Source organism: Halorubrum salipaludis (assembly GCF_002286985.1).
Taxonomy (GTDB): Archaea; Halobacteriota; Halobacteria; order Halobacteriales; family Haloferacaceae; genus Halorubrum; species Halorubrum salipaludis.
Genome location: NZ_NSKC01000002.1, coordinates 385,667 through 399,366 on the forward strand (window position 1 = coordinate 385,667; position 13,700 = coordinate 399,366).

Consider the following 13,700-nt stretch of genomic DNA (forward strand, 5'->3'; position numbering starts at 1 on the left):
ACACGCTGTGCCGGTAGTTACGTCTCACCCGACGACATCCGCCCGCCGGCCGAGCGATCCGGCCCGACCGGCACGTCCATCGACTGCTACCGGTCGATCCGGGACCGCCACCTCGCTGGAAGCCGAGCGTAGACGACCGCGTTGTCGACGAGTGCGTCCACCGGAACGTACTCATCCGGCGCGTGGGCGGTGTCAGTCCCCAGCGCGAACTCGACGGTCGGGACACCCGCGTTCCGGAGCTTCTTGGCGTCACCGCCACCCGTCGCGCTCCGCCGAAAGACGCGAGCGCCCGTGACGTCCTCCGCCGTCGACGCGACAGCTTCGACGAGCGGGCTGCCGGGAGCTTCGGCGGTGCCGACGCTCCGGGATACAGCAGCAATCGTTATGCCGTCACAGTCGGCGACGCACTCCCGTATCTCCGCGAGCACGTCGGGCGTGTGGACGCCCGCCGTCAGCCGCACGTCGACCTCGGCGCGGGCGGACTGCGGGACGCTGTTGATGGCGTCGCCGCCGTCGAAGACGCCGAGATTGATCGAGGGGTACTCGAACAACTCACGAGCGACGTCCTCCCCCATCGAGGGGGCGTAGTACTCGACCGACTCCTCGACGATCGGCGCCACGTCGGCGTCGATCTCGAGCCGCCGGGTGCCGAACCGTTCGCGCATCGTCTCGACCGCGTCGTAGAGTCGGTCGATGGCGTTGACGCCGAGCACCGGCCGGGAGCCGTGGGCCCCCTCACCGGTGGCTTCGAGCGTCAGCCAGATGCTGCCACGGTCCGCGACCGTGACGGAGTGACGGCCGCCCTCGCAGGTCGGCTCGCCGATCACGCACGCGTCCGCATCGAGCCGTCCGGCGTCCAGCAGCGCCGGCAGCCCGGCGTCACCGCCCACCTCCTCGTCGCTCACGAAGGCGAACAGGAGGTCGACGGGCGGGTCGGTGTCGGTGGCCGCGACGGCCCGAATCGCGAACAGCATCGACGCGACGGCCCCTTTCATGTCGGTCGCGCCGCGACCGTATATCCGGTCGTCGACGCGCTCGCCGAGCGGATCGCGGGACCAGGTGTCTGCGTCGAAGGGCACCGTATCGAGGTGGCCGTTGTAGAGCAGCGTCTCGTCGGACTCGCCAGGGATTCGAACGAGGAGGTTCGGCTTCGCCGGGTCGACCGCGAACCGCTCGGCGTCGACCGGAAGCGGGTCGAGGAATCGCTCGATCTCGGAGACGATCGCACGCGTGTCGCCGGGCGGGTTCGACGTGTCGATCGCGAGGAGATCGAGGGCGAGCGCGACCAGCTCATCGCGGTGGGCTCGAACGTACTCGTGAGGGGTACCGTCGGTCATGAGCGGTCGCGTTCCGGCTGCGGTTCCGGTCCGCACTGACGGTCGCGTCCGCACTGACGGTCGCGTGCGCTCGGTCGTCCGAACGACGACCCGCGTCCCGAGCGTCGCCCGTCAGGGCGCGGCCGAGTCACAGATGCTTCGCGATCACGGAGCGGAGCCGTGCTTCGTCCTGCATACCGACGAGTCGTTCGGCCGGCTGGCCGTCGGCGAAGAGAACGAGCGTCGGGACGCCCCTGACACCGTGCTCGGCCGCGAGCTGTTGGTTCGCGTCGACGTCGATCTTCGCTACGGTCGCATCAGTCTCAGCGGCGATCGTGTCGACGACCGGTTCGAGCATCTGGCACGGGCCACACCAGTCAGCGTAGAAATCGGCCAGCACGACGTCGCGTTCGGCGAGCAGTTCTGACAGCTCACCGGTTCCGGTCACCGGAACCGGTTCGGAGGGACTCTGCGGTTCTGACGCCTCGTCACCGGCTGTTCGGCCCTTGTTCTGGAGATCCTCCAGCTTCCGCCGCCGTATCTCCTCGATATCGTCCGTCATTACCGTTCTGTTCGTACCGGACTCGCTTATGTGTTTTGCATTTTGAGTACAATACTGTAGTAGCACAGATGTAGAGATATCGGACAAAGAACATTGAAAACAGGTATTGGGAAACGTATCCGAAGAGATTTTGTCTTATCAACCCAAGACAGTACACGAATGTCGCTCCCTATCGACCCGAGTCAGATCGATCCTGCGGACATCGGCGAAGAAGAGGCAACCCTCGAAATGAGCCACGAAGACGCCATCGAACACGTCCGCGACGCGTTCACCGACGCCGGCTTCGGCGTCCCCGTGGAGTTCTCGCCGTCCGAGATGCTCAACGAGAAGCTCGACAGAGGGGCGCAAAGCGGCTCTGGCAGTCGGGCGGGGTCCGACGACGAGGGCCGCGATCCCTACTACGTGCTCGGCGCGTGTAACCCCGAAGTCGCCGATCGCGCGCTCGACGCGACCGACAACAAACTCGGGGGTCTCATGGCCTGTAACGTCGTTATCTGGGAATCGGAACCCGGAACGCAGGTCGTCTATCACGTCTCCATCATGCGCATCGCACGGCTGGTCGGAATGGCGCCCGATAACGAAGCAATGGCGGACATCGTCGCCGACACCGGCGAACTCGTCGACGAAGCCTTCGGGAACCTCTAACGGGAACTGTCACGCTCAACGGGCGTGATACCGATTCGATGACCGAGACTCGGCGTCAGCATCCCGCCGTCGTCGGATCGCGTTTCAATATACCCATCCGGAGTCGTCTTCCTATATCTTTCCGTACCGTTTCGACGACGTTGCGATCTCCGTCCCGGACGGTTCGAACCCCCGCTGATACCGCTCAGCGCCCGACGGCCGCGCCCGCTCAGCGCCCGACGATCGCCCGCAACGCGAACAACGCGTTCGACTTGCGCTCCCGCACCCGCCGGTAGAAGTAGGAGAACCACTTGGAGCCGTACGGGATGTACTGGTACACCTCGGCGTCGACCTCCGGGTCGGCCGCGAGGTCGAACTGCTCTGCCTCGCGGACGCCCATCAGCATCTGGACCTCGTAGGGCGTCCCGTGCTCGGCGTACAGCTCCGTCGCGTACTCGATCATCGCGGGGTCGTGGCTCCCGACCGCGACGCCGTCGTCGAACGCCTCGAACATGTACGCGAGGCAGTCGCGGTACGACTCGTCGACGCGGGCCTTCTTCTTGTACGCCAGTTCGCCGGGCTCGTCGTACGCTCCCTTGACCAGCCGGACCTTGCCGGGGAGGTCGGCGAGCCGTTCGAGATCCTCGCGCGTGCGCTTCAGGTTCGCCTGCACGCAGACGCCGACGTTGCCGTCGGTCGCGGTCGCGTGGCGCTCGAACGCGTCGAGCGTCACGTCGGTGGTCTCGTGGTCCTCCATGTCGATCCAGACGAAGGTGTCCGAGGCGGCCGGCGACCCCTCGTTCGCCGCCTCCACGATCCGCGCGAGGTTCTCCTCGAACGCGTCGTCGCCGATGTCGAGCCCGATCTGGCTCGGCTTGACGGAGACGCAGGCGTCGAGGTCGCGGTCGGCGATCGCCTCGACGAGGTCGACGTACGCGTCGGCGTCGGCGTCGGCGTCGGGTCGCTCCTCGTAGTGCTCGCCGAGGAGGTTCAGGATGCCGGCCACGCCCCGGCCGTTGAGGCCCTCGACGTGGTCGAGCGCCGCCTCGGCGGTCTCCCCGGCGACGAAGTTGCTCGCGATGGGCGGTATCATACGATCACCGGGGCGCCCGACGGGGATATAAGGGCACCCGACCAATTATTTCACACCACGTGAGAGAATTAAACCGTCTCGGTAATGGTGGGCCGCGTGAGAGGTGCGATACGTCCCAACCGACCATGGACGGGTAGGGTTTCAGATACCCGTACACCAACGAGAACTACAGGTAAGCTATGCCACGAAATAACATGGACCTGACCGACCGGAGAACGCTGCTGAAGCTGACGGGCGGGGCGGGCGTCGCCGCGCTCGCGGGCTGTCTCAGCACGACCGACGACGGTGAGGACGGGTCCGACGGGAGCGACGGGAGCGATGGAAGCGACGGATCCGACGGGTCCGACGGTGAGGACGGATCCGACGGCGAAGACGGGAGCGACGGCGGCGACGCCGGCCCGTACGAGATCGGGATGGTCGACTCGCTGACCGGGTCGCTGTCGGCGTTCGGCGAGCGGAACCAGCGCGGCGTCGAGCTCGCCTTACAGCGGGTCAACGACGTCGGGATAAACGGGCGCGAGCTCGACCTCATCGTCGAGGACTCCGAGAGCGAGAACCAGGGCGGGATCGCGGCCGCCCAGAAGCTCGTCAACCAGGACGGGGTCCCGTTCCTCATCGGCGCGGTCGGCTCCGGCGTCTCGCTCGCGATCTACGAGAGCGTCGTCCAGGACACGGACGTGGTCCAGCTGAGCCAGAACTCCACGGGCCTCGACCTCACGAACTTCCCCGGACTCCTCCGGATGTCGCCGTCGGGGCGCAGCCAGTCGCTCGCGCTCGCGGACATCATCGCCGACGACGGCTACGACGAGGTCGCGATCACCTACGTCAACAACGACTACGGACAGAGCCTCACGGACGCGTTCGTGAACGCGTGGGACGGCGACATCGCGTACAACAACCCGCACGACCAGGAGCAGCAGTCGTACTCCAGCGTCGTCTCCGAGATGAACAGCTCCGGCGCGGACGCGTGGCTCTTCATCACCTACCAGGCGGAGTTCGCGACGATGGTCAACGAGGTGTACTCGTCGGGCTACGAGGCGCAGTTCTACGGCGCCGACTCCGTCTCCGGCGACAACGTGATCGAGAACACGCCGGAGGGGAGCATGGAGGGGATGAAGATCGTCGTCCCCTCCGCGCCGGTCGAAGAGGAGAACTACCAGGCGTTCGCGGACGCCTTCGAGTCGGAGTACGGCCAGCAGCCGACCTCGTGGGCGGCGTACGCCTACGACTGCGTCATCAACGCCGCGCTCGCGGTCCAGGCGGCCGACGAGTTCACCGGGTCGGCGCTCCAGGACACCGTCCGACGCGTCTCCGGCCCCGACGGCGAGGAGGTGACTTCCTTCGAGGCCGCCAGCCAGATCCTCGCCGACGGCGGCGGCCCGGACGACGTCGACTACCAGGGCGTCAGCGGCCCCATCGACTTCGACGAGAACGGCGACCCGGTCGGGTTCCTTCAGGTCCTTGAAGTGCAGGATCACGACTACGAAGGCATCGACTTCGTCGAAGGCTAATCCCGACCGATGACCGTCCTCGGATACCTGGCGAACGGGCTGGTCTTCAGCAGCATCATCGTCCTCGGCAGCATCGGGCTGTCGCTCGTGTACAGCATCGCCGACTTCGCGAACTTCGCGCACGGCGACACGATGACCGTCGGCGCGTACGCGGCGCTCGTGACCTTCGGCGCCGTCGGCGGGCTCGGCGGGGCGGTGCTCGGGCTCCCGTACGGGTTCTTCCTCGCCTTGGTCGTCGGCATCGCAGTCGCGGCGGTCGTCGCGGTCGGCACGGAGAAGCTCGTCTACGAGCCGCTCGACATCGACTCGATCGGCCTGCTGATCACGTCGATCGGGATCGCCTTCATCTACCGCGCGGTGATCCAGATCCGGTTCGGCTCCGACTTCACCCGGTACGGGATCCAGCCGCTGCGGCCGATCGAGGCGCTCGTCCCGTACGGCGTCCGCGTGACGCTCCACGACGTGGCGATCGTCGGCTCGGCGGTCGTCCTCGTCGCGGGGCTGCACGTCCTGTTGCAGTACACCGACCTCGGTCGGAAGATGCGCGCGATGGCGGACAACCCGGACTTGGCCCGCGTGAGCGGGATCCGCACGAAGCGGGTCAAGCTGTGGACGTGGGTCATCGGCGCCGGGCTCGCCGGCGCCGGCGGCGTGTTCCTCGGACTGTTCAACCAGCTCTCGCCGCGGATGGGCTTTAACCTCCTCCTGGTCATCTTCGCTGCGGTGATCCTCGGGGGGATCGGCTCCGTCTACGGCGCGATGGCGGGCGGCTTCCTCATCGGCATGATCAACCAGCTAACGCCGTTCTTCTCCGGTGTCGTCGACTCGCTACCGATCTGGCCGGGGTGGCTCAACGCCGCCCTCGAGAGCCTGGTCAGCATCGAGTACGCGAACGCGATCGCGTTCGTGATCATGGTCGCCGTGCTGTTGGTCCGGCCCAACGGGATCGCCGGGGAGGGCGCGACATGAGCCTCCTCTCGGATCCGGAGGCGGCGATCGCCGACCTCAGCCGCCCCGAGAAGTGGGTGCTCGGCGTCAGCGCCGCGTTCGCGCTGTTCCTGCTCGCCGCGCTGCTCACCGGCGCGCTCGGCCCGACGTACTTCCTGTTCCTCGTCGGGCTCGCGGGGATGTACGCGCTGTTGTCCTTCGGGCTGAACGCCCAGTGGGGATACACCGGGCTGATCAACTTCAGCGTCGCCGCGTTCTTCGGGATCGGCGCGTACGGCTCCGCGCTGATGACCGCCGACAGCTCGCCGATCGCGGGCGGGTTCAACCCGCTCGTCGGGCTCGTCGTCGCGCTCGTCCTCGCGTTCGTGCTGGCGCTGCTCATCGGCATCCCGACGCTCCGGCTCCGCGCCGACTACCTCGCGATCGCCTCGCTCGGGCTGGCGGAAGTCGTCCGACTGATCGTCCTCAACGAGCGCTGGCTGACCAACGGGAGCGCGGGGGTGCGCGGCATCCCGAGCTTCTTCGAGGGGTGGCCGGTGCTCTCGACGTTCCCGGAGACGATGCCGGGGCTCCGGCTCGTGGTGATCCCCGGATCGCCGATACTCCTCGAGACGTCGTTCTGGCGGGCGTCGCTGAACGTCCTGCTCGTGCTCGCGTTCGCGGGCGCGACGTTCCTCGTCTTACGGCGCGCGCATCAGTCCCCGTGGGGCCGCGTCCTGCGGACGATCCGCTCGGACGAGGACCTCGCGCGGGCGCTGGGGAAGAACACCTACTCGTTCAAGATGCAGTCGTTCGTGCTCGGCAGCCTGATCATGGCGCTGGCGGGCGTGTTCTACACCCACCTGAACCTCTACGTCGGGCCGGGCGACCTCGACCCGATCACGACGTTCTACGCGTGGGTCGCCGTGATATTGGGCGGCAGCGGCTCCAACCGCGGGGCGCTGTTCGGCGGCATCGTCATCGTCACCATCCGCGAGGGGACACGCTTCCTCAACGACGTGGCGCTGCCGATCGACCCCGCGCCGCTCAGGCTGCTTTTGATCGGCGTCGTGATCGTCGCGGTCATGCGCTACCGGCCGCAGGGTATCCTCCCGCCGCAGCGGGAGCTGATCTGGCCGAGCGCCGTCGACGACGCGGGGTCGGATCCGCCCGCCTCGGGCGTCCGCGAGCAGAAGGGAGGTGGTGACGATGAGTGAGGGCGCGCTGCCCAAGGAGGATGCGGTCCTCCGCGTCGACGACCTCCAGAAGTCGTTCGGCGGGCTCGCCGCGACCGACCACGCGACGTTCGCGGTGGAGCGCGGCACGATCACCGGACTCATCGGGCCGAACGGCGCCGGGAAGTCGACGCTGTTCAACCTCATCTCCGGCTTCTACGAGCCGGACGGCGGGACCGTCGAGGTGAACGGGACCGACGTGACCGGGTTGGAGCCGTACGAGGTCGCCGACCACGGGCTCATCCGGACGTTCCAGACCCCCCGCAAGCTGGAGGGGATGACGGTCCGCGAGGCAATGTTAGTCGGGCCGCGGAACCAGCCCGGCGAGTCGTTCGTCAAGCTGTTCGCCACTCCGGGGGCGGTCGCCGAGAGCGAGTCGACGAACCTGGCCGAGGCGGAGCGCATCTTAGAAGAGTTCGAGATCGACCACCTCGCGGCCCAGCCCGCGACCGACATCTCCGGCGGCCAGATGAAGCTCGTCGAGCTCGCGCGGGCGATGCTCGCCGAGCCGGAGGTGCTCCTGTTGGACGAGCCGGTCGCGGGGGTGAACCCCACACTCGCGAAGAAGCTCAAAGACCAGATCCGGCGGCTCAACGAGCAGGGGACGACGTTCCTGCTGATCGAACACGACATGGAGTTCGTGATGGACTTAGCCGACCCGATCGTCGTCTTGGACCAGGGGAGCGTCCTGACGGAGGGCACCCCGGAGGGAGTCCGCAGCGACGATCGCGTCATCGACGCGTACCTCGGAGGCGGCACATGAGCGACGACACCACTCGGCCCGCGGGGGCCGCCGACGGAACCGACGGCGTCGATCCCGTGCTCTCGCTGTCGAACGTCGACAGCGGGTACGGCGAGGTGCAGGTGCTCGACGACTGCTCGATCCGGCTCGATCCGGGCGAGATCGTCTGTCTCGTCGGCCCGAACGGCGCCGGGAAGTCGACCGTCCTCAAGACGGCGTTCGGCATGCTGACGCCGTGGACGGGGACCGTGGAGTACCACGGCCGCGACATCGGCGGGATGGCGCCCGAAGAGATCGTCCGCGAGGGGATCGGCTACGTCCCCCAGACCGACAACGTGTTCGGCTCGTTAACGATCGACGAGAACCTCCGGATGGGCGGCGTCGCCCGCGACGGCGGCCTCGACGAGGTGATCGAGACGCTGTACGACCGGTTCCCGATCATCGACCGGAAGCGGACCGCGAAGGCGCGGACGCTCTCGGGCGGTCAGCGGCAGGTGCTCGCGTTCGCGCGGGCCCTGGTGATGGAGCCCGACGTGCTGCTCATCGACGAGCCGTCCGCCGGGCTCGCGCCCAACACCGCCGACGAGGTGTTCGAGGACGTCCGGGAGGTCAACGACATGGACACCGCGATCCTGATGGTCGAGCAGAACGTGACGAAGGGGCTCGGCATCTCCGACCGCGGGTACGTCCTCGACCAGGGAACGGTCAGGTTCGAGGGCACGCCGGAGGAACTCCTCAACGACGAGGAGGTCTCCCAGCTGTACCTCGGGGGCTGACCCGGGCGCTCCGCGAACCGTTCGACCCTCCGCCCACCGCGATTCGAAACCGCATGTCCGCCAGCATCGGCCGATACGCGTTCGCCCTCGCCCCCCTCGTAGCCGCGGCGCTGTGGGGCGGCATGTACGTCGTCAGCAAGTGGGGGTTCGAGCTGATCCCGCCGGTGACGCTCGGCTTCCTTCGGGTCGCGGTCGGCGGCGGCGCGCTCTGGCTCGTCGTCGCCGGGCGCGGCGGATCCACGCCCTCGCGCGACGAGTGGCCCGCGTTCGTCGCGCTCGGGGGGTGGGTGACGCTGACGGTCGCGACCCAGTTCGTCGGCACGGAGCTGACCAACGCCAGCCAGGGGTCGCTCCTGACGGTCCTCACGCCCGTGTTCACGGTGCTGCTCGGCGCGGCCGTGCTCGGCGAGCGCGTCACGGCGGCGAAGGCGGGCGGGATGACCGTCGCCGGCGCCGGGACCGCCGTCGTCATCGCCGGGCAGTACGACCTCGCGTCGATGGCCGCGGGCAACGCGGCCGGCGTTGCCCTGCTTTTGGTCGGCAGCGGGGCGTGGGCCGGCTACACCGTCTGGGGGCTGCCGGCGGTCAGGCGGCACGGGGCGCTGCGCGCGGCGACGTACTCCTCGCTGGCGAGCGTCCCGATGCTCGGCGCGCTCGCCGCCGTCGAGCTGTGGTACCTCGGGCTCTCGCCGGCCGAAGTCCCGCTGACGGCGGAGTCGGTCGCCGCCGTGCTGTACCTCGGGCTGGCGTCGACCGCGGCCGCGTGGTACCTCTGGTACAAGGGACTGGAGTTCGTGCCCGCGGGGACCGTCGCGGTCTTCTTCTTCGCGCAGCCGGCGGTCGGGGCGGCGCTCGGGGCCGCGCTGCTCGGCGAGGCGCTCGGACCGGGGTACCTGATCGGCGGCGCGCTGATGACCGCGGGAATCTGGGCCGTGAGCCGGGAGCGCGCGGCGTCGACGGACGGGGACGAAGCACACGACGCGGCGGCGGAGTGAGCCGGCGGCGTGGGCGTCGACGGCAGAAAGTCGGCGCGCACGTCACCGCCCGCGTCGCTCACGCGGCCCGCTTGTCCAGTTCCCCGGTGAGCTCGGCGGCGTCGAACTCGTGGTCGGGCCGGATCGCGACGAAGTCGAGGAACCGCCGTGCAGCCAGTATCTCGTCGGTCGAGTAGCTGTCGAGCGCGGCGTCGACGGCGTCGGCCGCGCCGATCAACGGCTCCAGCGCGGCGAGCGCGCTCGCGAGGTCGTACGACCGCGCAGACTCGCGGCCCGCCTCGCTCACGCTCGTCGCGTCGATGACGTAGAGGTCCCCGTCGCGCACCAAGACGTTCTCCGCGCGGAGGTCGCCGTGGGCGAGGCCGGCGTCGTGGACCGTCCGGAGCGTGTCGAACAGCGCCGGGGCGAGCGCGGCCACGTCGGCGGCGGTCAGCTCGTCGAGCGTCCGGAACTCGGGAAGGTACTCCAGCACGACGACGCCGAGGTCGCCGACCTCCAGCGCCTCGATCGGCTCCGGGGCGTTGACGCCGATCTCGCGGACCCGCCGGGTCGCCTCCAGCTCGTGGCGGGCCATCTCGTAGGGGGTCTCGTAGCGCTCGAAAAAGCCCTCGGTGCCCGCGGAGAAGGCGCCGAGGTTCCGCCCGGTGGTGAACAGCGCGTGGACGAGCGTGTTCTGGCGGGTGATCACCTTCACGAACAGGTCGTCGTCGACGACCATCGGGGTCGACAGCCAGTTGTCGGCGTCGAGGAACCGCACCCGCATCTCCTCGCGGTCGTACCGGTCCGCCAGCTCGCGGACGACCCGCTCGATGTCGGGCCAGTCCACGCGACCGCGCACGATCCGGCGGAGCTCCATGGACGCTCCGAGGCGACCGCGGGTGATAAATGATCACGTCGAGAGCGAGGCGACGGCGCGTCTGCCGTCTCGACGCCCGGCCGAAATCGATCACGGTCGTTCGTATCGTTTATGCCACCGCGTCGCAATTCTTGCCCATGGACTTCGAGCTGCCGGCGGAACACCGGATGATCCGCGACACCGTGCGGGAGTTTTGCGAGGAGGAGATCCGGCCGATCGCCCAGGAGATCGAGGACGAACACCGGTTCCCCGAGGAGGTGTTCGCCGACCTGAACGACCTCGATATGATGGGGGTGCCGGTCTCGGAGGAGTACGGCGGGCTCGGCGGCGACCAGCTCATGTACGCCGTCGTCACCGAGGAGCTGGGCCGCGTCTCCGGCGGGATCGGGCTCTCGTACGCCGCCCACACCTCGCTGGGCGCGAAGCCGATCGAGCTGTTCGGGACGCCGGAACAGAAGGAGGAGTGGCTCCGGCCGCTCGCCGAGGGCGGCGAGCTCGGCGCCTGGGCGCTCACGGAGCCCGGCAGCGGCTCCGACGCCTCGGACATGGACACGACCGCCGAGTACGACGCCGACGCGGGCGAGTACGTGCTGAACGGGACGAAGCAGTTCATCACGAACGCGAGCGTCGCGAACTCGGTGCTGGTGAAGGCGGTCACCGACCCCGAGGCGGGCTACGACGGGATCTCCACGTTCATCGTCTCTCCCGACGACGACGGGTTCGAGGTGACGACGGTCTGGGACAAGATGGGCCTCAACTGCTCGCCCACCTGCGAGATCGCGCTGGACGACGTGCGGATCCCGGAGGACCGGCTGCTCGGCGAGGAGGGCGAGGGATGGACGCAGACGATGAAGACGCTCGACGGCGGGCGGATCTCCATCGCCGCGCTCTCGGTGGGGCTCGCGCAGGGCGCCTACGAGGCCGCCAAGGAGTACGCCGGCGAGCGCGAGCAGTTCGGCAAGCCGATCGCGAAGTTCGACGCGATCCGCGACAAGGTGGTCCACATGCACCGCCAGACGGAGCGCGCGCGCCTGCTCACGCACAAGGCGGCGACGACATACGACGCCGGCGAGTCGGTCACGCGGGAGTCGGCGCTGGCGAAGCTCGACGCCAGCGAGGCCGCCCGCGAGGTGGCCGAGGAGGCGGTCCAGACGCTCGGCGGCTACGGCTACACGACCGACTTCGCGCCCCAGCGGTTCTACCGCGACGCGAAGCTGATGGAGATCGGCGAGGGGACGAGCGAGATCCAACACGTCGTGTTGGGGCGCGAGCTCGGGCTGTAGGCGGACGGATATTTAGGGACGAGCCGGGTATCCCGGCGCTTGCAGATGTCTCCCGTGGCCGAATATTCGCTTCTTGATCGATAGCGGGAGTGGGTATAGCAAATTGGCTGTTCGGTTGTTTATAAGTTGGATCTGGGTGTTGCTGACGAGTGTTTATAAGTGAGCGACGATGCTGCGGTGAAGACCTGCAAAGCCCCACCTGCGAGGACTCGCGCGGCTCGCTGTGCGCTTCAGTCGCTCGCTTCGCTCGCTCCTTCCAGTGCTTGCGTCGCCGTGCTTCGTCCTCGCGGCAGCGAGGCGCTTCGCGCCTCTGGCAGCCGGCGGCTCCGCCGCCGGCGACTGCCCCTTTGAGTCCCACCCACACCGCAACCGCAGCCTCACGCCTCCCCAGCCTCGTCGGCCGGCGCTTATAAGCGCCGGCCGACTCCCTCGCGCGTGCTCCTCGGCCGCGAAGCGGCCTCGGAGGCACGCGCCACCGCGTCGTCATTTATAAGTGATCGTCGCCGTCGCTCACAGTTCTTTTAAATATCCTCTCGCATCCACTACTCTGCAATACCCACTCCCGCCGTCGTTCACCGGCACTTCGGGGGAACGCAAATATCTCGCAGCCTTACAGATTCCGCTCGATGTAGCGGTTCACCGACTGTACCCTGTCCGGGTCGAACGTCCAGAGTCCGCGCCAGGTCCGCGGTTCGATCTCGACGGCGAGCAGCCCCACGCCGCCCTCGATCCCGCGTTTGAGATCGGTTCCGGGGTCGACGTCGATCGACTGGGGTCCTTCCGGCGGACGGTACACCACGAACCAGCTGTCGGTGAAGTCCCGCGTGTCGCCGCCGTGGATCACCGCGTCGAGGTCGCGCGGGAAGTCGTCCGGGATCCCGTAGAGGTGCGTGTCGACGCCCGCCGAGGAGACGCGCTCGTACACCCGTCGTGTCCCGACCTCGTCGTCGAGCCGCGAGAGGCGCTGGAACGACGACCGGAGCGTCCCGTCGCCCGCCATCCACGCGGCCCGTTCGATGAACCGCGAGATGGTGATCAACAGGAGCTTCTGTCGGTTCGACTCGGGGTACCCGCGCAGCGAGAACGTCGTGTCGGCGAGCCCGCTGATCACCGACGGGAGGTCGATGTCGTCGAGGGTCCGGCTCCCGGTGATGTACAGGTCAGAGTTCACGAACAGCACCGCGTTACCGAGCTCGCCGAGCGTCGATCCGGCGACCACCTCGTCGTCTTCGACGAGGAGCGCGAGGTTCTCCAACTCGTCGGCGTCGCCGTCGAAGGGCACGTCCTCGTGGCGCCGGAGGGCGTCGACGTCGATCACCGGCCCCGGATCGCCGGGCTCCGGCGTCTCGGATCCGGCGGGGCCGACGCCCTCCCCGTTCCGGTCGACGATCCGGTCCGTCGTGAACTCCCGGGTGGTGAGCCCGCCGCGGGAGTCGGGGCGGTTCGCGTCGCCGTTTCGGTCCCGGTCGCTTCCGGGCTGTCGGTCGCCTCCGGAATCCCGGTCGCTTCCGGGCTGTCGGTCGCCTCCGGAATCCCGGTCGCTTCCGGAGCGCCCGCTCGTCTCGACCGCTCCGTCGACCACGTTCACCGCGCCCTCGCCGAACGTGTCGACCAACATGTTCAGCACGGGGTCCGGGTCGCTGCGATTGACGACGACGATGGACCGATCGGCGCCGTCGAATCGGTCGAGGAACTGTGCGAGCGTCACGTTCGCTGACTCGTCGCGTTCCGCAGATAAACGTTCCTTCGCGGTTATCTCGCGTGAAAAACGGAGAGCGAC

13 protein-coding genes are annotated in these 13,700 nt (G+C 68.3%); 8 read left to right on the plus strand and 5 right to left on the minus strand.

Annotated features, from left to right (window positions below; translation table 11 throughout):
- Positions 1-86: 86 nt before the first annotated feature.
- Both CK500_RS04610 and trxA read right to left on the minus strand, forming a co-directional pair.
- A complete protein-coding gene (locus CK500_RS04610; protein WP_095636076.1) occupies positions 87-1,337 on the minus strand; it encodes a M20 family metallopeptidase in 1,251 nt (416 codons plus the stop codon).
- A 127-nt stretch (positions 1,338-1,464) separates the two neighbouring features.
- Complete coding sequence (gene trxA / locus CK500_RS04615) at positions 1,465-1,878, minus strand: thioredoxin (RefSeq protein ID WP_095636077.1); 414 nt, start codon at positions 1,876-1,878, stop codon at positions 1,465-1,467.
- A 159-nt stretch (positions 1,879-2,037) separates the two neighbouring features.
- Here trxA and CK500_RS04620 point away from each other — a divergent pair, with 159 nt between their 5' ends.
- Positions 2,038-2,523, plus strand: coding sequence for a DUF302 domain-containing protein (locus CK500_RS04620; protein WP_095636078.1), 486 nt, complete (start codon positions 2,038-2,040; stop codon positions 2,521-2,523).
- Between the two features lie 208 nt (positions 2,524-2,731).
- On the opposite strand, the gene CK500_RS04625 is transcribed toward CK500_RS04620, so the two are convergent.
- Entirely contained in the window at positions 2,732-3,595 is an 864-nt protein-coding gene (locus CK500_RS04625) for a proline dehydrogenase family protein (protein ID WP_095636079.1), read from the minus strand.
- Between the two features lie 194 nt (positions 3,596-3,789).
- Here CK500_RS04625 and CK500_RS04630 point away from each other — a divergent pair, with 194 nt between their 5' ends.
- The 6 genes from CK500_RS04630 to CK500_RS04655 are packed head-to-tail and all read left to right on the plus strand — an operon-like array spanning position 3,790 to position 9,781.
- The gene (locus tag CK500_RS04630; protein ID WP_095636080.1) at positions 3,790-5,106 is read left to right on the plus strand and encodes an ABC transporter substrate-binding protein; all 1,317 of its coding nucleotides are present in this window, start codon (positions 3,790-3,792) and stop codon (positions 5,104-5,106) included.
- A gap of 9 nt (positions 5,107-5,115) precedes the next feature.
- Positions 5,116-6,075 carry a branched-chain amino acid ABC transporter permease gene (locus CK500_RS04635; protein WP_095636081.1) on the plus strand — a complete coding sequence of 320 codons (960 nt, stop codon included), beginning with the start codon at positions 5,116-5,118 and terminating at the stop codon, positions 6,073-6,075.
- A complete protein-coding gene (locus CK500_RS04640) occupies positions 6,072-7,250 on the plus strand; it encodes a branched-chain amino acid ABC transporter permease (protein ID WP_095636082.1) in 1,179 nt (392 codons plus the stop codon). The genes CK500_RS04635 and CK500_RS04640 overlap by 4 nt, the downstream gene beginning before the upstream one ends.
- On the plus strand, positions 7,243-8,031 hold the full coding sequence (locus CK500_RS04645) for an ABC transporter ATP-binding protein (RefSeq protein ID WP_095636083.1): 789 nt from the start codon (positions 7,243-7,245) through the stop codon (positions 8,029-8,031). The genes CK500_RS04640 and CK500_RS04645 overlap by 8 nt, the downstream gene beginning before the upstream one ends.
- Entirely contained in the window at positions 8,028-8,786 is a 759-nt protein-coding gene (locus CK500_RS04650; protein WP_095636084.1) for an ABC transporter ATP-binding protein, read from the plus strand. The genes CK500_RS04645 and CK500_RS04650 overlap by 4 nt, the downstream gene beginning before the upstream one ends.
- A gap of 53 nt (positions 8,787-8,839) precedes the next feature.
- Positions 8,840-9,781: a DMT family transporter gene (locus CK500_RS04655; protein WP_095636085.1), complete on the plus strand. Its 942-nt coding sequence runs from the start codon at positions 8,840-8,842 to the stop codon at positions 9,779-9,781.
- Positions 9,782-9,839: 58 nt separating this feature from the next.
- Here the strand turns inward: CK500_RS04655 and CK500_RS04660 are convergent, their stop codons facing one another.
- On the minus strand, positions 9,840-10,637 hold the full coding sequence (locus CK500_RS04660) for an RIO1 family regulatory kinase/ATPase domain-containing protein (protein WP_095636086.1): 798 nt from the start codon (positions 10,635-10,637) through the stop codon (positions 9,840-9,842).
- A gap of 137 nt (positions 10,638-10,774) precedes the next feature.
- Here CK500_RS04660 and CK500_RS04665 point away from each other — a divergent pair, with 137 nt between their 5' ends.
- Positions 10,775-11,920 (plus strand): acyl-CoA dehydrogenase family protein, encoded by a 1,146-nt coding sequence (locus CK500_RS04665; RefSeq protein WP_095636087.1) that lies wholly within the window; start codon positions 10,775-10,777, stop codon positions 11,918-11,920.
- A gap of 610 nt (positions 11,921-12,530) precedes the next feature.
- Here CK500_RS04665 and CK500_RS04670 read toward each other — a convergent pair.
- Complete coding sequence (locus tag CK500_RS04670; protein WP_095636088.1) at positions 12,531-13,628, minus strand: ICP22 family protein; 1,098 nt, start codon at positions 13,626-13,628, stop codon at positions 12,531-12,533.
- Between the last annotated feature and the right edge of the window lie 72 nt (positions 13,629-13,700).